This is a genomic window from Pseudomonas sp. p99-361 (genome assembly GCF_003935475.1).
Lineage (GTDB): Bacteria > Pseudomonadota > Gammaproteobacteria > Pseudomonadales > Pseudomonadaceae > Aquipseudomonas > Aquipseudomonas juntendi.
Window position 1 is genome coordinate 1 of sequence record NZ_RHQO01000045.1, and the last position, 15924, is coordinate 15924.

At 63.5% G+C, this 15924-nt stretch carries 16 protein-coding genes; 5 read left to right on the forward strand and 11 right to left on the reverse strand.

Annotated features, from left to right (window positions below; translation table 11 throughout):
- Window positions 1-145: 145 nt before the first annotated feature.
- Window positions 146-676, reverse strand: a complete 531-nt coding sequence (locus tag EGJ22_RS18295; protein ID WP_009683295.1) for a bacterioferritin — start codon at window positions 674-676, stop codon at window positions 146-148.
- A 47-nt stretch (window positions 677-723) separates the two neighbouring features.
- The gene (gene osmE / locus EGJ22_RS18300) at window positions 724-1065 is read right to left on the reverse strand and encodes an osmotically-inducible lipoprotein OsmE (RefSeq protein WP_125920332.1); all 342 of its coding nucleotides are present in this window, start codon (window positions 1063-1065) and stop codon (window positions 724-726) included.
- A 123-nt stretch (window positions 1066-1188) separates the two neighbouring features.
- Between osmE and EGJ22_RS18305 the strand changes: the two genes are divergently transcribed.
- The 3 genes from EGJ22_RS18305 (at window position 1189) to EGJ22_RS18315 (ending at window position 3539) form a co-directional block, all read left to right on the forward strand.
- The gene (locus tag EGJ22_RS18305; protein ID WP_029885716.1) at window positions 1189-2079 is read left to right on the forward strand and encodes a triacylglycerol lipase; all 891 of its coding nucleotides are present in this window, start codon (window positions 1189-1191) and stop codon (window positions 2077-2079) included.
- Window positions 2080-2173: 94 nt separating this feature from the next.
- The gene (locus EGJ22_RS18310) at window positions 2174-2461 is read left to right on the forward strand and encodes a PsiF family protein (protein WP_029885715.1); all 288 of its coding nucleotides are present in this window, start codon (window positions 2174-2176) and stop codon (window positions 2459-2461) included.
- 70 nt (window positions 2462-2531) lie between these two features.
- A complete protein-coding gene (locus tag EGJ22_RS18315) occupies window positions 2532-3539 on the forward strand; it encodes an AI-2E family transporter (RefSeq protein WP_009683291.1) in 1008 nt (335 codons plus the stop codon).
- A 120-nt stretch (window positions 3540-3659) separates the two neighbouring features.
- Here the strand turns inward: EGJ22_RS18315 and EGJ22_RS18320 are convergent, their stop codons facing one another.
- A complete protein-coding gene (locus EGJ22_RS18320) occupies window positions 3660-4925 on the reverse strand; it encodes an Hsp70 family protein (protein ID WP_029885714.1) in 1266 nt (421 codons plus the stop codon).
- A 175-nt stretch (window positions 4926-5100) separates the two neighbouring features.
- Here EGJ22_RS18320 and cbpA point away from each other — a divergent pair, with 175 nt between their 5' ends.
- Window positions 5101-6054, forward strand: coding sequence for a curved DNA-binding protein (gene cbpA, locus EGJ22_RS18325; RefSeq protein WP_009683289.1), 954 nt, complete (start codon window positions 5101-5103; stop codon window positions 6052-6054).
- Window positions 6055-6056: 2 nt separating this feature from the next.
- Window positions 6057-6362: a chaperone modulator CbpM gene (locus EGJ22_RS18330; RefSeq protein WP_009683288.1), complete on the forward strand. Its 306-nt coding sequence runs from the start codon at window positions 6057-6059 to the stop codon at window positions 6360-6362.
- 68 nt (window positions 6363-6430) lie between these two features.
- On the opposite strand, the gene EGJ22_RS18335 is transcribed toward EGJ22_RS18330, so the two are convergent.
- The 8 genes from EGJ22_RS18335 to EGJ22_RS18370 form a co-directional block, all read right to left on the reverse strand.
- The gene (locus EGJ22_RS18335; protein WP_029885713.1) at window positions 6431-6946 is read right to left on the reverse strand and encodes a GNAT family N-acetyltransferase; all 516 of its coding nucleotides are present in this window, start codon (window positions 6944-6946) and stop codon (window positions 6431-6433) included.
- A 31-nt stretch (window positions 6947-6977) separates the two neighbouring features.
- On the reverse strand, window positions 6978-7676 hold the full coding sequence (gene urtE / locus EGJ22_RS18340) for an urea ABC transporter ATP-binding subunit UrtE (RefSeq protein WP_029885712.1): 699 nt from the start codon (window positions 7674-7676) through the stop codon (window positions 6978-6980).
- Window positions 7677-7822: 146 nt separating this feature from the next.
- Window positions 7823-8680, reverse strand: coding sequence for an urea ABC transporter ATP-binding protein UrtD (gene urtD / locus EGJ22_RS18345; protein ID WP_029885711.1), 858 nt, complete (start codon window positions 8678-8680; stop codon window positions 7823-7825).
- Complete coding sequence (gene urtC, locus EGJ22_RS18350; protein ID WP_029885710.1) at window positions 8677-9756, reverse strand: urea ABC transporter permease subunit UrtC; 1080 nt, start codon at window positions 9754-9756, stop codon at window positions 8677-8679. The genes urtD and urtC overlap by 4 nt, the downstream gene beginning before the upstream one ends.
- Window positions 9756-11243, reverse strand: coding sequence for an urea ABC transporter permease subunit UrtB (gene urtB, locus EGJ22_RS18355; protein ID WP_029885709.1), 1488 nt, complete (start codon window positions 11241-11243; stop codon window positions 9756-9758). Before urtB ends, urtC begins: the two co-directional genes overlap by 1 nt.
- A 138-nt stretch (window positions 11244-11381) precedes the next feature.
- Window positions 11382-12647, reverse strand: a complete 1266-nt coding sequence (gene urtA, locus EGJ22_RS18360; RefSeq protein ID WP_029885708.1) for an urea ABC transporter substrate-binding protein — start codon at window positions 12645-12647, stop codon at window positions 11382-11384.
- Window positions 12648-12831: 184 nt separating this feature from the next.
- Window positions 12832-14238: a D-serine/D-alanine/glycine transporter gene (gene cycA, locus EGJ22_RS18365; protein ID WP_029885707.1), complete on the reverse strand. Its 1407-nt coding sequence runs from the start codon at window positions 14236-14238 to the stop codon at window positions 12832-12834.
- 290 nt (window positions 14239-14528) lie between these two features.
- Window positions 14529-15896: a PepSY domain-containing protein gene (locus EGJ22_RS18370; RefSeq protein ID WP_054904941.1), complete on the reverse strand. Its 1368-nt coding sequence runs from the start codon at window positions 15894-15896 to the stop codon at window positions 14529-14531.
- Between the last annotated feature and the right edge of the window lie 28 nt (window positions 15897-15924).

Below are 15924 nucleotides of genomic sequence, written 5' to 3' on the forward strand. Positions count from 1 at the left end.
GCGCGGCCCCGCCCCCCCCACCGGCAAATCGCGCATGTCTTGATTTCAGCGCCAAACCTGTGGGAGCGGGCGTGCCCGCGAAGGGCTGCAAAGCAGCCCCAGTAACGCTTAACTGACTGGCATTCCGCTAAGCGCCCCTTGGTCCTTACAAGCCTTGCAGCAAGTCGGACATGTCGTCTGCGTGCTCTTCTTCCTGCGCCAGGATGTCTTCGAAGATGCGGCGGGTGGTAGGGTCTTTGTCGCCGATGTACTGGATGATTTCGCGGTAGCTGTCGATTGCGATGCGCTCAGCGACCAGGTCTTCCAGCACCATCTCCTTCAGGGAATTACCGGCCACATACTGAGCATGCGAGTTCTTGGTCAGGTTGTCGGGGTTGAAATCCGGCTCGCCGCCCAACTGCACAATGCGCTCAGCCAGCTTGTCGGCGTGCTCGGCTTCCTGGTTGGCATGCTCAAGGAATTCGCTCGCGGCAACGCTTGCCTTGATACCGCTGGCCATGAAGTAGTGGCGCTTGTAACGCAGCACACACACCAGCTCGGTCGCCAGGGACTCGTTCAGCAGGCGCAGGATCTGTTCGCGGTCGGCGTGGTAACCCTCGGTCACGGCGCCTTGCTCAACATGCTGGCGGGCACGTTCGCGCAGGGTTTTTACATCGGTCAGTTCTGTAGCACTCATGTTCATCTCCGAAAGCATCAGGGTGGTCGTGGCATGCAGGGTGAGACTTACGCGCCGTGAACGGCCTCGCTGTCTTCTTCGCGTTGTTTACAGGTTTTGAAACCCTTGGCATCAACATGGCCGGTGGCGTCGAAACGCACGTAATACGGTTGTTGCTTGCCATCGTGGTTAAGAATGTAGTCGTTGCAGGTGCCCCCGTGCGGCAGGTCGATCACGTTCGATGGGCTACCGCCAATGGCGATGACCTTCTGCATGGTCATGCCGTGCTCCACCTGCTTGACCAGCGGTTCGTCGCGGTAGATGACGTAGTCGACCGGGTTTTCCGGGCGGCTGCCGCAGGCGGCCAAGGTGGCGCTTGCCAGAAGGATTGCCAGGGTCTGCTTGTACATGGTCCCGCTCCTTGCAAAGGGTCTGTGTGGTTTTGAACAACAGCGCGCGCCAGGAGTTCGATTGCGATGCCCACGAAAGCCGCTGTAGGGTTGGCCAAACCTCCACGCAAAGGGGCAGGGGCAATGCAGCAGGATTTGGCCACGCAATACCCCTTGGTACTGGTGCCAGGGATGCTCGGGTTCGTCCGGGCCGGGTTCTATCCCTACTGGTTCGGCATTGTCCCGGCCTTGCGCAAAGGGGGCGCGCAGGTGTTCCCGGTACAGGTTTCGCCGCTGCACAGCAGTGAGGTGCGCGGCGAGCAACTGCTGACCATCATCGAAGACATCTGCAGGCGCACGGGCGCCGCCAGGGTCAACCTCATCGGCCACAGCCAAGGCGCCCTGAGTGCGCGTTATGCAGCCGCCAGGCGGCCAGCCAGGGTGGCATCGGTCACCTCGGTGGCCGGGCCCAACCATGGTTCGGAGCTGGCCGACCACCTGCAACGCACGGCGCCGGGGGATTCGCCCCAGGGGCGTATGCTGAGGGCGGTGCTGCATGCCCTTGCCGTGGTGCTGGGGTGGCTGGAAACCGGTTGGCGGCGCGAGCGGTTGCCGGTGGATGTGCATGCCTCGCATCAGTCGCTGACCAGCGCCGGGGTAGCACTGTTCAACCAGGCTTACCCACAGGGCTTGCCGGACACCTGGGGCGGGGAAGGCGCCCATGAAGTCAACGGAGTGCGCTATTACTCATGGTCCGGCACCTTGCAGCCCGGGCTGACCGACCGGGGGCGCAACCGCTTCGATGGCAGCAACCGTTTCTGCCGCCTGTTCGCCCGCAGCTTCGTCAGGGAAAAGGGCCAGTGCGACGGTATGGTGGGGCGCTTCAGCTCGCACTTGGGGCAGGTGATCGGTGACGATTACCCGCTCGACCACCTCGATATCGTCAACCAGCAGTTCGGCGCCGTAGGGCGGGGTGCCGAGCCGGTGCGGCTGTTCACCGAACACGCCGCGCGGCTCAAGGCGGCAGGCCTTTAACGGCGTATGTCGGGGGGGGCTGGGGGCTGAAATTCTTGGCTACACTCTGACCTCGACACCCGTGCATCGGGCACGGAGCCCAGGAGACCACTCCATGAAAGTGCTGCACATCCCGTTACTGGCCCTGGCGTTGATGTTCAGCGCCCAAGGCTTCGCTGCCAACACCGCGCAGCAGGAAAAAATGAAAACCTGCAATGCCGACGCCACCGCCAAGGCCCTCAAGGGTGATGAGCGCAAGGCATTCATGAGCACCTGCCTGAAGAAGAGCGCCCCGCAAACCCAACAGGAAAAGATGAAAACCTGCAATGCCGACGCCACCACCAAAGCCCTGAAGGGGGACGAGCGCAAAGCGTTCATGAGTGACTGCCTGAAGAAGAAGTGACCTGCGCCTATGCCTGCGCCGTCAAGGCTGGCAGACTGCGGGCATTCCCGCTGTCTGCCTTCGAGGCTGTATGACCTTTACCCCGCGTCAGATTACCTTGGCCAGCCTGATCATCGTCATGGCCGGCCTGCTGCTGGCTTTGCCGCTGAAGTTATTGCCCAGCCTGCTGGCCGGCTTGCTGGTGTTCGAACTGGTCAACATGCTGACCCCGCGCCTGCAACCCTTGCTGGCCGGGCAACGCGCGCGCTGGCTGGCGGTGGCGCTGCTGGGCACGCTGGTGGTGCTCAGCCTGAGCCTGCTGATTGCCGGCGCGTTCAGCTTCCTGCTGCACGAGGCGGAAAACCCCGGCGCCTCGTTGGACAAGTTCATGGCCCTGGTCGAACAGGCTCGCAGCCAGCTGCCGCCGTTCATCGAAGCCTACCTGCCCGCCAGTGCTGCCGAATTCAAGGTCGCCATCGGCGACTGGATCAAAAGCCACCTCAGCGACCTGCAACTGGTCGGCAAGGGCATGGCGCACATGTTCGTCACGCTGCTGATCGGCATGATCCTCGGCGCCATCATTGCCTTGCAGCGCATTCCCGATGTGTCCCGCCGCAAGCCGTTGGCGGCGGCATTGTTCGAGCGCCTGGCCTTGCTGGTACAGGCGTTTCGCAACATCGTCTTCGCCCAGATCAAGATTTCGCTGCTCAACACGGCCTTTACCGGCATATTCCTGGCAGTGGTGATGCCGCTGTTCGGGGTGCACCTGCCGCTGACCAAGACGCTGATCGTACTGACCTTCCTGCTGGGGCTGCTGCCGGTGATCGGCAACCTGATGTCCAACACCCTGATCACCATCGTCGGCTTGTCGCTGTCGATCTGGGTGGCGGCGGCGGCGCTGGGCTACCTGATCGTCATCCACAAGGTCGAGTACTTCCTCAACGCCCGTATCGTGGGTGGGCAGATCAGCGCCAAGGCGTGGGAGCTGCTGCTGGCGATGCTGGTGTTCGAGGCGGCGTTCGGGCTGCCTGGGGTGGTGGCGGGGCCGATCTACTATGCCTACCTGAAAAGTGAGCTGAAGCGGGCCGAGTTGGTTTGAAGCGGCAAGCGGCAAGCGGCAAGCTACAAGTTGCAAGTTGCAAGCTGAGCATCTATAGATGCACTAACACCTCTCAGCTTGTAGCTTGTAGCTTGTAGCTTGTAGCTTGTAGCTTGTAGCTTATCCGTACCGCTTGCGCGCTTCGATCGCCAGCCCACTACCAATACTGCCAAAGATATTGCCCTCCACATGCCGCGCATTGGGCAACATCGCCGACACGCTGTTGCGCAATGCCGGAATCCCGCTGGATCCACCGGTGAAGAACACCGTGTCGACCTGGCCTTCGCTCACCCCGGCCTTGGCCAGCAGCTCGCTCACGCTGCCGCGCACGCGCTCCAGCAACCCCTCAATGGCCTCTTCGAACAGCACCCGGGTCAGTTCGGCAGACAGTTCAGGCTCGACCCGGTGCAGGTCGATGCGGCGGCTGTCGCGCTCGGTCAGTTCGATCTTGCTGGCTTCCACTTCCATCGCCAGCCAGTGCCCGGCACGCTGCTCGATCAGCTTGAACAGCCGGTCGATGCCGAAGCTGTCCTCGATGTCGTAGCGCATGCTGCCCAGCGCCAGCTGCGACTTCTGCGAGTACAGCGCGTTGATGGTGTGCCAGGTGGCCAGGTTGAGGTGGTAGCTGGTCGGCATCAGGGCGCCGCTTTTCATGCGGCTGCCGTAGCCGAACAGCGGCATCACGCCCTGCAGGCTCAGCTGCTTGTCGAAGTCGGTACCGCCGATGTGCACGCCGCCCGTGGCCAGGATGTCGCCCTGGCGCTCGGCCAGCAGGTGGCGCTCTGGCGACAGGCGGATCAAGGTGAAGTCCGAGGTACCCCCGCCAATGTCGACAATCAGTACCAGCTCTTCGCGGCTGATGGTCGACTCGTAGTCGAACGCGGCGGCAATCGGTTCGTACTGGAACGACACGTCCTTGAAGCCGAGCTTGCGTGCCACCTCGGCCAGGGTGTCCTCGGCCTCCTGGTCGGCGGCCGGGTCTTCGTCGACGAAAAATACCGGGCGCCCCAGCACGACCTGGTCGAACTCGCGGCCCGCGGCCGCCTCGGCACGCTTTTTCAGCTCGCCGATGAACATGCCCAGCAGGTCCTTGAACGGCAAGGCACTGCCCAGCACGCTGGTGTCGTGCTTGATCAGCTTGGAGCCCAGCAGGCTTTTCAGCGAGCGCATCAGGCGGCCTTCGTAGCCTTCCAGGTACTCGTGCAGTGCCAGGCGGCCATAGACCGGGCGCCGCTCTTCAATGTTGAAGAACACCACCGAGGGCAAGGTGATCTTGCCATCTTCCAGGGCGATCAGCGACTCGACCCCAGGGCGGTGCCAGCCAACCGTGGAGTTGGAGGTGCCAAAGTCGATGCCCAGGGCACGGGCCGGGGTTACGTCAGACATGGGAAAAGGCTTCCGGAGGCAAAACGGCCGCGCAGTTTATGCCAGTTGGCTACAGAATCAAGACCAGTCGTCTGCGATGGAGCAAAGCCAAGGCGGTCTTGAAAGGCTATGCTTGACCCCTATCTTCAGTAGCATCTTCAGTTGCAACACGCACTTTCACATTGGTGATCCACAGATGGACTTCAAAGACTATTACAAGATACTTGGCGTAGAGCCCACGGCGGACGAGAAGGCGATCAAGGCCGCGTACCGCAAGCTGGCACGCAAGTACCACCCCGATGTCAGCAAGGAACGCGATGCCGAGGACAAATTCAAAGAGGCCAACGAGGCCTACGAGGTTCTGGGCGACGCGCAGAAACGTGCCGAGTTCGATGAGATCCGCAAGTATGGCGGCCAGCACGGCCGGCCATTCCAGGCGCCACCGGGCTGGGAAAACCGCGGTGGCGGTGGCGGCTTCGAGGGCGGCGATTTCTCCGACTTCTTCAGCTCGATATTCGGCAACCGTGGTGGCAACCCCTTCGGTGGTGGCCGGCAGCAGCAACGCAGTGCCGGCAGGCGGGGGCAGGACGTGGAACTTGAATTGGCCGTATTCCTTGAAGAAACCCTGAGCAAGGAGTCCAAGCAGATCAGCTTCCAGGTGCCGCAAACCAATGCCATGGGCCAGCGCACCGGTTTCACCACCAAAACCCTGAACGTGAAGATTCCGGCCGGGGTCACCGATGGCGAGCGTATCCGCCTCAAGGGCCAGGGCGCGCCGGGCAGTGGCGGCGGGGCCAATGGCGACCTGTTCCTGACCATTCGCATGGCACCGCACCCGCTGTTCGATGTTGAAGGCCATGACCTGATCATCACCGTGCCGCTGGCGCCATGGGAGGCTGCGCTGGGCACCAAGGTTGCGGTACCCACCCTGGACGGCAAGATCAACCTCACCATCCGCCCGGACAGCCAGAGCGGCCAGCGCCTGCGTGTACCGGGCAAAGGCCTGGCGAGCAAGCACGGTGAGCGCGGTAACCTGTATGCACAGCTGAAGGTGGTGATGCCGCCGGCATCCGACGAGTCTGCCCGCGAACTGTGGGCGAAGCTCGCCGAGAAAGCGGCGTTCAACCCGAGGACACAATGGAGTAAGTGATCATGAGCAGCACCCTGATCGTTCAACTGGACATGCGTACCCTGTGTCAGGAAGCCGATGTCACGGCCGACTGCGTGATCGAAATCGTCGAACACGGCATTGTCGAGCCTTCTGGCCGAACGCCAGAGGACTGGCTGTTTGACGATCAGGCGCCGTTATTGGCCAAGCGCGCGGCCAAGCTGCACCGGGAACTGGAGCTGGAGTGGGAAGGGGTGGCGCTGGCGCTGGAGCTGTTGCAGGAAGTGCAGCAGCTGCGCAGCGAGAACAGCATGTTGAAGCAGCGGCTGGGCAGGTTTACCCAGATGTAGGCTTGCGCGCCGGCCTTTGTGGGAGTGGCCTTGTGTCGCGAAAGGGCCCTCCCACAAGCGGCCGCATTTCAGCCTGGTTCAGCTCCCGGGTTCAGTACCCGCTGCATGAAGGTCAAATCCAGCCAGCGGCCGAACTTCACGCCAACCTGGGGCATCTGCCCGGTCACCACGAAACCCAGCCGCTCATGCAGGCGGACCGACGCCGCATTGCCACTTTCGATGGCCGCGACCATCACATGCTTGCCGCAGCCTTGTGCACGCTCGATCAGCGCCGCCATCAACACCGCCCCCAGCCCCTTTCCCCGCTGGTCGCCGCGGATGTACACCGAGTGCTCCACGGTCAGGCGGAAACCCTCGAACGGCCGCCAGTCGCCAAACGAGGCATAGCCCAGCACGCCCGTGTCATCCACAGCCACCAGGATCGGATAGCCCTGCTGCGCACGTGCTTCGAACCAGGCCTGGCGGTTGGCCAGGTCTACCGGGGTTTCGTTCCAGATCGCCGTGGTAGTGCGCACGGCGTCGTTGTAGATATCGAGGATGCCCGGCACGTCGGCGGGCAGGGCATCGCGCAGCTGGTAACTCATGACAGGGTCTCGCAAGTACGGTGCTTGCAGGTTAAATGGTTACCAGGCCGCGCACACCCTCGGCTTGCATGTTTTCGCCGCGCCCGCGCTGCACGATCTCGCCACGGGCCATGACCAGGTACTGGTCGGCCAGTTCTTCGGCAAAATCGTAGAACTGTTCCACTAGCAGGATCGCCATGTCCCCCCGTACGGCCAGGCGACGGATGACGGCGCCGATTTCCTTGATGACCGACGGCTGGATGCCTTCGGTCGGTTCGTCGAGGATCAGCAGGCGCGGCCGGCTGGCCAGGGCGCGGCCAATGGCCAGCTGTTGCTGCTGCCCGCCAGACAGGTCGCCGCCCCGGCGCTGCTTCATTTGCTCAAGCACCGGGAACAGCTCGTAGATGAAGGCTGGCACTTCGCGGGCCTCCCGCGCGGGGAAACGCGACAGGCCCATCAGCAGGTTCTCCTCGACGGTCAGGCGCGGGAAAATCTCACGGCCCTGGGGCACGTAGGCGATGCCGGCGTGCACGCGTTGCTGGGGTTTGAGCGCGGTAATCGGTTTGCCTTCCCATTCGATGCTGCCATCCCGGGCGGGCACCAGGCCCATCAGGCAGCGCAGCAGGGTAGTCTTGCCGACCCCGTTGCGGCCCAGCAGGCAGGTCACTTCGCCGACTTTGGCTTCGAAGGAGAGGCCGCGCAGAATGTGGCTGCCGCCGTAGTATTGGTGCAGGGTGTCGATCTTGAGCATGTTGGTGTTCCTGAAAGTGTTGCTGTGCCTGTGCCGGCCTATTCGCGGGTGAACCCGCTCCTACAGGGACCGCACAGATTTCAAGACTTGTGCATTACCTGTGGGAGCGGGTTTACCCGCGAATAGGCCGGCACAGGTATCCCTGTCTAGCGGCCCAGGTACACCTCGACCACCCGCTCATCCGCCTGCACCTGCTCCAGCGACCCTTCTGCCAGCACACTGCCCTGGTGCAGTACAGTAACGTGGTCAGCGATGCTGCCGACAAACCCCATGTCGTGCTCGACCACCATCAGCGAATGCTTGCCGGCCAAGCCCTTGAACAGCTCGGCGGTGAACTCGGTCTCGGCATCGGTCATGCCCGCCACGGGTTCATCCAGCAACAGCAACTGCGGCTCCTGTACCAGCAGCATGCCGATTTCGAGGAACTGCTTCTGCCCGTGCGACAGCAGGCCCGCCTGGCGCTGGGCCAGCGGCAGCAGGCGCAAGGTGGTCAGTACCTCTTCGATGCGCTGGCGCTGCTCGCCGCTCAGGCGCGCAGCCAGGCTGGCCCATACCGATTTGTCGGTCTTCAGCGCCAGCTCCAGGTTCTCGTATACCGTCAGCGCCTCGAACACCGTGGGTTTCTGGAACTTGCGGCCAATGCCGGCTTGGGCGATCTGGTACTCGCCCAGACGGGTCAGGTCGAGGGTGTCGCCAAAGTAGGCCGTGCCGCTGTCTGGGCGGGTCTTGCCGGTGATCACGTCCATCAGGGTGGTCTTGCCGGCGCCATTGGGGCCGATGATGCAGCGCAACTCACCCACCCCGATGTACAGGTTGAGCGCGTTCAGCGCCTTGAAACCGTCAAAGCTGACACTGATGTCTTCCAGGCTCAGCACCGTGCCGTGGCGGGTATCCAGGCCCGCCTTGCGGGTGTGGCCCAGGCCAATGGCGTCGCGGCCGGCGCCGAGCGGGTCGAATACCGGTTCGAGCATGAATTCGGGATGCACCGGGGGCACGCCTCTCATGGCTGGCTCCTTTTTTTCAACAGGCCGACCACGCCCTTGGGCAGGTACAGGGTGACGAGAATGAACAGCGCACCGAGGAAAAACAGCCAGAACTCCGGGAAGGCCACGGTGAACCAGCTTTTCATGCCGTTGACCAGGCCGGCGCCGAGCAACGGCCCGATCAGCGTGCCACGGCCACCAAGGGCTACCCACACGGCGGCTTCGATGGAGTTGGTCGGTGACATTTCGCTGGGGTTGATGATGCCCACCTGGGGCACGTACAGCGCCCCGGCCAAACCGCACAGCACGGCGCTGAGCACCCACACCAGCAGCTTGAAGCCGCGCGGGTCGTAACCGCAGAACATCAGGCGGTTCTCGGCGTCACGCACTGCGGTCAGCAGGCGGCCGAACTTGCTGCGGGTCAGCCGCCAGCACAGGTACAGGCTGGCCAGCAGCAGGCCGACCGTCAGCAGGAACAACACGGCGCGGGTCCCTTGCGCGGTGATGTCGAAGCCCACAATGGTGCGGAAGTTGGTGAAGCCGTTGTTGCCGCCGAAGCCGGTTTCGTTGCGGAAGAACAACAGCATGCCGGCGAAGGTCAGGGCCTGGGTCATGATCGAGAAGTACACACCCTTGATCCGCGAGCGGAAGGCGAACCAACCGAACACCAGCGCCAGCAGCCCGGGGGCCAGCACCACCAGGCACAGGGCCCAGGCAAAATGCTGGGTTCCGGCCCAGTACCATGGCAGCTCGGTCCACGACAGAAAAGCCATGAACCCGGGCAGGCCGTCCCCGGCCGCCTGGCGCATCAGGTACATGCCCATGGCATACCCGCCCAGGGCGAAGAACAGGCCGTGGCCCAGTGACAGCAGGCCGGCGTAGCCCCAGACCAGGTCCAGGGCCAGGGCGACGATGGCGTAGCAGAGAATCTTGCCTACCAAGGTCAGGGTATAGGCCGACACTTGCAAGGCGTGGTCCGCCGGGAGCAGCGACAACAGCGGCAGGGCGACCAGCAGCAGGGTGACGACGGCGCCGATGGCCAGCGACAGGCGCGGCCCGGCCTTTTGCGTAGCGGTGACTAGCAGTGGCTGGTTCATCAGTCGATTACCCGTCCCTTGAGGGCGAAAAGGCCTTGCGGGCGCTTCTGGATGAACAGAATGATCAACGCAAGGATGAGGATCTTGCCGAGTACGGCGCCGATCTGGGGTTCCAGCAGCTTGTTGGCAATACCAAGGCCAAACGCCGCCCACAGGCTCCCGGCCAGTTGCCCGACCCCGCCGAGCACCACCACCAGGAACGAGTCGATGATGTAGCTCTGGCCCAGGTCCGGGCCGACGTTGCCCACCTGGCTCAGGGCTACGCCGCCCAGCCCGGCGATGCCCGAGCCAAGGCCGAAGGCCAGCATGTCGACGCGCCCGGTAGACACACCGCAGCATGCCGCCATGTTGCGGTTCTGGGTCACCGCCCGCACGTTCAGGCCCAGCCGCGTGCGGTTGAGCAGCAGCCAGGTAAGCAGCACCACCGCCAGGGCGAAGCCGATGATCACCAGGCGGTTGTAGGGCAGCACCAGGTTGGGCAGCAGCTGGATGCCGCCCGACAACCATGCCGGGTTGCTGACTTCGACGTTCTGCGCGCCGAACAGCAGGCGGATGGCCTGGATCAGGATCAGGCTGATCCCCCAGGTGGCCAGCAGGGTTTCCAGTGGGCGGCCATACAGGTGGCGGATGACCGTGCGCTCCAGCGCCATGCCGACCCCGGCGCTGATGGCGAAGGCCACCGGCAGGGCGATCAGCGGATAGAACTCGATGGCACCCGGGGCATAACGCTGCACCAGCACCTGGACCATATAGGTGCTGTAGGCGCCGAGCATCAGCATCTCGCCATGGGCCATGTTGATCACGCCCAGCAGGCCGAAGGTGATCGCCAGGCCGAGCGCCGCCAGCAGCAGGATCGACCCCAGCGACAGGCCACTGAAGGCCTGGCCGAGCAGCTCGCCGAACAGCAGCTTGCGCTGCACCTGGGCCAGGCTGGTTTCGGCAGCGGTGCGCACGCCCGGGTCGCTTTCCGCGTTGGGTTGCAGCAGCGCTTCAAGGCGGGTGCGGGCCAGCGGGTCGCCGGTTTCCCCCAGCAGGCGTACGGCGGCCAGGCGTACGGCGGGGTCGCTGGCGCCCAGTTGCAAATTGGCCAGGGCCAGGCCGAGGGCTGCGTGTACGGCAGCGTCCGGCTCGCTGGCGAAGCGCCGGTCGAGGAACGCCATTTGCGCCGGTTGTGCGCTTTTTTGCAGTTGCTGGGCGGCAGCCAGGCGGGTGTCGCTGTCGTCGCTGAGCAACTGGTGGCTGGCCAGGGCATTGTCGATCAAGCCGCGCAGGCGGTTGTTCAGGCGCAGCTTGCGGGTGTCGTCGGGTGCGATGCGGCCCTGGCGCAGGTTTTCCAACAGCGGCAGGCGTGCAGCATCGGGTTGCGCTGCCCAGTTTCCGAGCAGTTGGGCCTGCTCCGCGGGCTTGGCGGTGAGGAAAAATTCGCCCTCGCTGGCGTGGGTTGCCAAGGGCATTAGCAGGAGAAGTGTGAGCAGGAGTCTGAGCATGCGGGCAATCCTGGAAATCGGTGTTGGATTCTTCGCGCGTAAACCCGCTCCTACAGGGATTTCACCGGTCCATAGGGCAGTGGGGATCCTGTGGGAGCGGGCAAGCCCGCGAATGGGCTGCAAAGCAGCCCCCTGCACTCAGTTACCTTTCACGGCGTAATCTGGCCGCTTGTCATTGCCTGGAATGAACGGGCTCCATGGCTGCGCCCGCAGCGGCTGCTCGGTTTCCCAGACCACGCTGAACTGCCCGTCATCCTGGATCTCGCCGATCATCACCGGCTTGTGCAGGTGATGGTTGGTCTTGTCCATGGTCAGGGTGAAGCCTGACGGTGCCTTGAAGGTCTGGCCGGCCAGGGCCTCGCGGACCTTGTCCACGTCGGTGGACTTGGCTTTCTCGACCGCCTGGGCCCACATGTGGATGCCCACGTAGGTGGCCTCCATCGGGTCGTTGGTTACCGCCTTGTCGGCACCGGGCAGGCCTTTGGCCTTGGCGTAGGCTTTCCAGTCGGCGACGAACTTCTGGTTGACCGGGTTATCCACCGACTCGAAGTAGTTCCACGCCGCCAGGTGGCCCACCAGCGGCTTGGTATCGATACCGCGCAGCTCTTCTTCGCCCACCGAGAACGCCACCACCGGCACGTCGGTGGCTTTCAGGCCCTGGTTGGCCAGTTCTTTGTAGAACGGCACGTTGGAGTCGCCGTTGACCGTGGAGATGACCGCCGTCTTGCCGCCTGCGGAGAACTTCTTGATGTTGGCGACGATGGTCTGGTAGTCGGCGTGGCCGAACGGCGTGTACACCTCTTCGATGTCCTTGTCGGCCACGCCCTTGCTGTGCAGGAAGGCCCGCAGGATCTTGTTGGTGGTGCGAGGGTAGACGTAGTCGGTGCCCAGCAGGAAGAAGCGCTTGGCGCTGCCGCCGTCTTCGCTCATCAGGTATTGCACCGCAGGGATGGCTTGCTGGTTGGGGGCGGCGCCGGTGTAGAACACGTTTGGCGACATCTCTTCACCCTCGTACTGCACGGGGTAGAACAGCAGGCCGTTGAGTTCCTCGAACACGGGCAGCACCGACTTGCGCGACACCGAGGTCCAGCAGCCGAACACCACCGCGACCTTGTCCTGGGTCAGCAGCTGGCGGCTCTTCTCGGCGAACAGCGGCCAGTTGGAGGCAGGGTCGACCACCACCGGTTCGAGCATCTTGCCGTTGACCCCGCCTTTGGCGTTGATTTGCTCGATGGTCATCAGCGCCATGTCCTTGAGCGACGTCTCGGAAATGGCCATGGTCCCCGACAGCGAATGCAGGATGCCAACCTTGATGGTCTCGGCGGCCTGGATACTCCAGCTCAGGCCCATTGCCGCAATCGATGCGCTGAGGGTAAAGGCCTTGATCAGACTGCGACGCTTCATGTGCTCTCTCCGCTGGTTTTTATGTGTTGGGCAAGCGGGAGGAGCTTTGCAAGGGGTGTGCCTAACGGCGAAACGGGCGGGATAGAGCAGTGGTGCGAGGTGTTGGGGCGTTTGCGCGGGCCAGCATGGTGCTTGTGGGGGTTGCGTGCACAGGATTGGGGCTGCAACGCAGCCCCCAAGGTCATTAACCGTTGCGCACTGTGGAACGCGGCTGACGGCGGCTGCGCACGCCCTGGTAAGTGGATGCCAGCAACAGGAACCAGATCGGCGTTACCACCAGCGCCGAGCGGGTGTCGGCCTCCAGGCTCAGCAACACCAGGATGAAGGCAAAGAACACCAGGCACACGTAGCACATGAAGCGCCCGCCCGGCATCTTGTACTTCGACGCCTGGTGCAGCGCCGCCCGTTGCTTGCGGTACTTCAGGTACGACAGCAAGATCAGCGTCCAGACGAACATGAACAGCACCGCCGATACCGTGGTCACCAGGGTGAATGCCTCGACCACGTTCGGCACCAGGTAAATCAGCACCGCCCCCAGCAGCAGGCAGGTGCAGGAGAAGTACAGGCCGTTGGCAGGTACCGAGCGGCTGGACAGTTTCTCGAACGCCCTGGGCGCATCACCTTCCTGCGACAGGCCGTACAGCATGCGGCTGGTGGAGAACACGCCGCTGTTGGCCGACGAGGCGGCCGACGTCAGCACCACGAAATTGATGATGCTCGCCGCGGCCGGCAGGCCGGCCAGCACGAACAGCTCGACGAACGGGCTCTTGCCCGGTACCACGTCGCGCCACGGGGTCACCGCCATGATCGCGATCAGTGCCAGCACATAGAACACGATGATGCGTACCGGGATCGAGTTGATCGCCCGCGGCAGGGTGCGCTCGGGGTTTTTCGCTTCGGCAGCGGTGGTGCCGACCAGCTCGATGCCGACGAAGGCGAACACGGCGATCTGGAAGCCGGCGAAGAAGCCCATCACCCCGTTGGGGAACATGCCGCCGTCATTCCACAGGTTGGCCAGCTGCGCCGTGCGCCCGCTGGGCGAGGTGAAGCCGGTGATGACCATGTACAGGCCGGTGGCGACCAGGCCGATGATGGCGACGATCTTGACCAGGGCGAACCAGAACTCCAGCTCACCGAACATTTTCACCGTTACCAGGTTCAGCGACAGCAGCAGCGCCACGCAAGTCAGCGCGGGTATCCACTGCGGCAGGTCGGGGAACCAGAACTGTGTATAGGCGGCGATGGCGACCACATCGGCGATGCCGGTGACCACCCAGCAGAACCAGTAGGTCCACCCGGTGAAGTAGCCAGCCCAGGGCCCGAGCAGGTCGGCGGAAAAATCGATGAAAGACTTGTAGTTGAGGTTCGACAGCAGCAGCTCGCCCATGGCGCGCATGACGAAGAACAGCATGAAGCCGATGATCATGTAGACGAAGATGATCGATGGGCCGGCCAGGCTGATGGTCTTGCCCGAGCCCATGAACAGGCCGGTGCCGATCGCGCCGCCGATGGCGATGAGCTGGATATGGCGGTTGGTCAGGTTGCGCTGCAGATGCGGTTCATCTGGCGCTGTGGGTGAGGTTTGCGTCATAGGCAGCATTCCCTTGTAAAGGTCAGTCTTCTTGTCAGAGGTAGCCGGCTAGGCTAACACGGGCGTCCCAATTCGGGGCGTGACAGATCGACTCTGCATTTGGGTAGCAGTGTGATGCCTGTGCCGCCCTCTCTACAAAGCCAACGCAGTTCGTTGTAGGAGCAACGGTCTTTCCCAAAATTTGAAAAGCCTGCGCGATTCATTGTGGGAGCGGTGAATGGCAGCTTCTGCTCCTACTCGTGCTCTAGGCACCTACGGCATTCAGCTTGTCATTCACCGCTCATGCACAATTAGGCGCTGGCCAACACCCGGCGGCGCCTCACCACCAGGCTGTCCACCGCCCACATCACCACCATCGACACCCCCACCAGCGGGAACATCACCCCCAGCACCAGCATCACCGCCACCGCCGCCTTCCAGCGCGGCAGGTCATGGCGCAGCGGCGGTACGCCCAGGCCGCCCTCGGGCCGACGTTTCCACCACATCACCAGCCCGCTCACCGAGCCCAGCAGGATCATCAGGCACACCAGCAGGATGATGACCTGGTTGACCACGCCAAACATCCTGCCTTCATGCAGCATCACCCCCAGTTCGGTGGCACGGGCGACCGGGCTGTAGTCCTGCCAGCGCACGTCGGCCAACACCTTGCCGGTGTACTGGTCGACATGCAGGGTGGCGTCATTGCGCGGGTCATCGGCGAACACGGCGACGGTGAACACCCCATCGGCGGTGGTGGGCAGGGTAATGCTGTAGCCCGGCTCGACCTGCCGCGCGGTGGCGATGTCTTCGACCTGCTGCAGGCTTACCTGCGGCGCTGCCGGTTTGGCCGACATCATGTGGTGCCCGGCGTGTTCGGCATGCGCGCCAGACTGCGGCATGGGCGTATTTTCCATGGCCCACGGCACGGTCTGGCGGTGCGCGTCGTTCAGTTCGCCTGCCTGCTGGTCGGACTTGGGCACGTTGGTCCACATGGCCGCCGGGAAGCGGTTCCACAGCTCGGCGTACTGCTTGCCCCACAGGCCGGTCCAGGTCATGCCGCTGAGCAGCATCAACAGCAGCAAGGCCGAACCCCAGAACCCGGTTACCGCATGCAGATCGCGCCACAGCAGGCGGCCACGTGCCGACAGCCGGGGCCACACTACCCCGGCGCCGGTGCGCCCGCGTGGCCACCACAGGTACAGGCCCGACACCACCAGCACGATGCCCCAGCCGGCAGCCAGTTCCACCAGGCGGTCACCGACGGTGCCGACCATCAGTTCGCCATGCAGGGCACGGGCGATGGCCTGCAGGTTCAGCTTGCCGTCCTGTTCGCCGAGGACCTTGCCGCTGTAAGGGTCAACGAAGACGTTCAATTCTCGCCCGCCGTCATGCACCACGAACTGCGCGCTGCGCTCGGCATTCAACGGCGGCAGGTATTGGCCCACGTGGCCCTTGGGGTAGGCCTGGTGCACCTCGGCCAGCAACGTATCGGCGGCCTGGCGATGATGGCCGGCTTCGACCACCATCAGGTCGCGGTACAGCACTGGGTCGAGTTGCGGCTTGAACAGGTAGATGATCCCGGTGATGGCCAGCAGGATCATGAAGGGGGCCACGAACAGCCCCGCATAAAAGTGCCAACGCCAGGCCAGGTTATAGAAACTGATGCGTGTTCCTCTCATGGGAACCTCCTTTTGACCCGCAGATGGG

Excerpts from the sequence above, each read along its gene's own strand:
- cycA (WP_029885707.1), bottom strand. The coding sequence starts at position 14,238 with ATGACGCAAACCTCACCCACAGCGCCAGATGAACCGCATCTGCAGCGC.
- EGJ22_RS18295 (WP_009683295.1), bottom strand. The coding sequence starts at position 676 with ATGAGTGCTACAGAACTGACCGATGTAAAAACCCTGCGCGAACGTGCC.
- EGJ22_RS18330 (WP_009683288.1), top strand. The coding sequence starts at position 6,057 with ATGAGCAGCACCCTGATCGTTCAACTGGACATGCGTACCCTGTGTCAG.
- EGJ22_RS18335 (WP_029885713.1), bottom strand. The coding sequence starts at position 6,946 with ATGAGTTACCAGCTGCGCGATGCCCTGCCCGCCGACGTGCCGGGCATC.
- urtE (WP_029885712.1), bottom strand. The coding sequence starts at position 7,676 with ATGCTCAAGATCGACACCCTGCACCAATACTACGGCGGCAGCCACATT.
- cbpA (WP_009683289.1), top strand. The coding sequence starts at position 5,101 with ATGGACTTCAAAGACTATTACAAGATACTTGGCGTAGAGCCCACGGCG.
- osmE (WP_125920332.1), bottom strand. The coding sequence starts at position 1,065 with ATGTACAAGCAGACCCTGGCAATCCTTCTGGCAAGCGCCACCTTGGCC.
- EGJ22_RS18370 (WP_054904941.1), bottom strand. The coding sequence starts at position 15,896 with ATGAGAGGAACACGCATCAGTTTCTATAACCTGGCCTGGCGTTGGCAC.
- urtD (WP_029885711.1), bottom strand. The coding sequence starts at position 8,680 with ATGAGAGGCGTGCCCCCGGTGCATCCCGAATTCATGCTCGAACCGGTA.
- EGJ22_RS18305 (WP_029885716.1), top strand. The coding sequence starts at position 1,189 with ATGCAGCAGGATTTGGCCACGCAATACCCCTTGGTACTGGTGCCAGGG.
- EGJ22_RS18315 (WP_009683291.1), top strand. The coding sequence starts at position 2,532 with ATGACCTTTACCCCGCGTCAGATTACCTTGGCCAGCCTGATCATCGTC.
- urtB (WP_029885709.1), bottom strand. The coding sequence starts at position 11,243 with ATGCTCAGACTCCTGCTCACACTTCTCCTGCTAATGCCCTTGGCAACC.
- EGJ22_RS18320 (WP_029885714.1), bottom strand. The coding sequence starts at position 4,925 with ATGTCTGACGTAACCCCGGCCCGTGCCCTGGGCATCGACTTTGGCACC.
- EGJ22_RS18310 (WP_029885715.1), top strand. The coding sequence starts at position 2,174 with ATGAAAGTGCTGCACATCCCGTTACTGGCCCTGGCGTTGATGTTCAGC.
- urtC (WP_029885710.1), bottom strand. The coding sequence starts at position 9,756 with ATGAACCAGCCACTGCTAGTCACCGCTACGCAAAAGGCCGGGCCGCGC.
- urtA (WP_029885708.1), bottom strand. The coding sequence starts at position 12,647 with ATGAAGCGTCGCAGTCTGATCAAGGCCTTTACCCTCAGCGCATCGATT.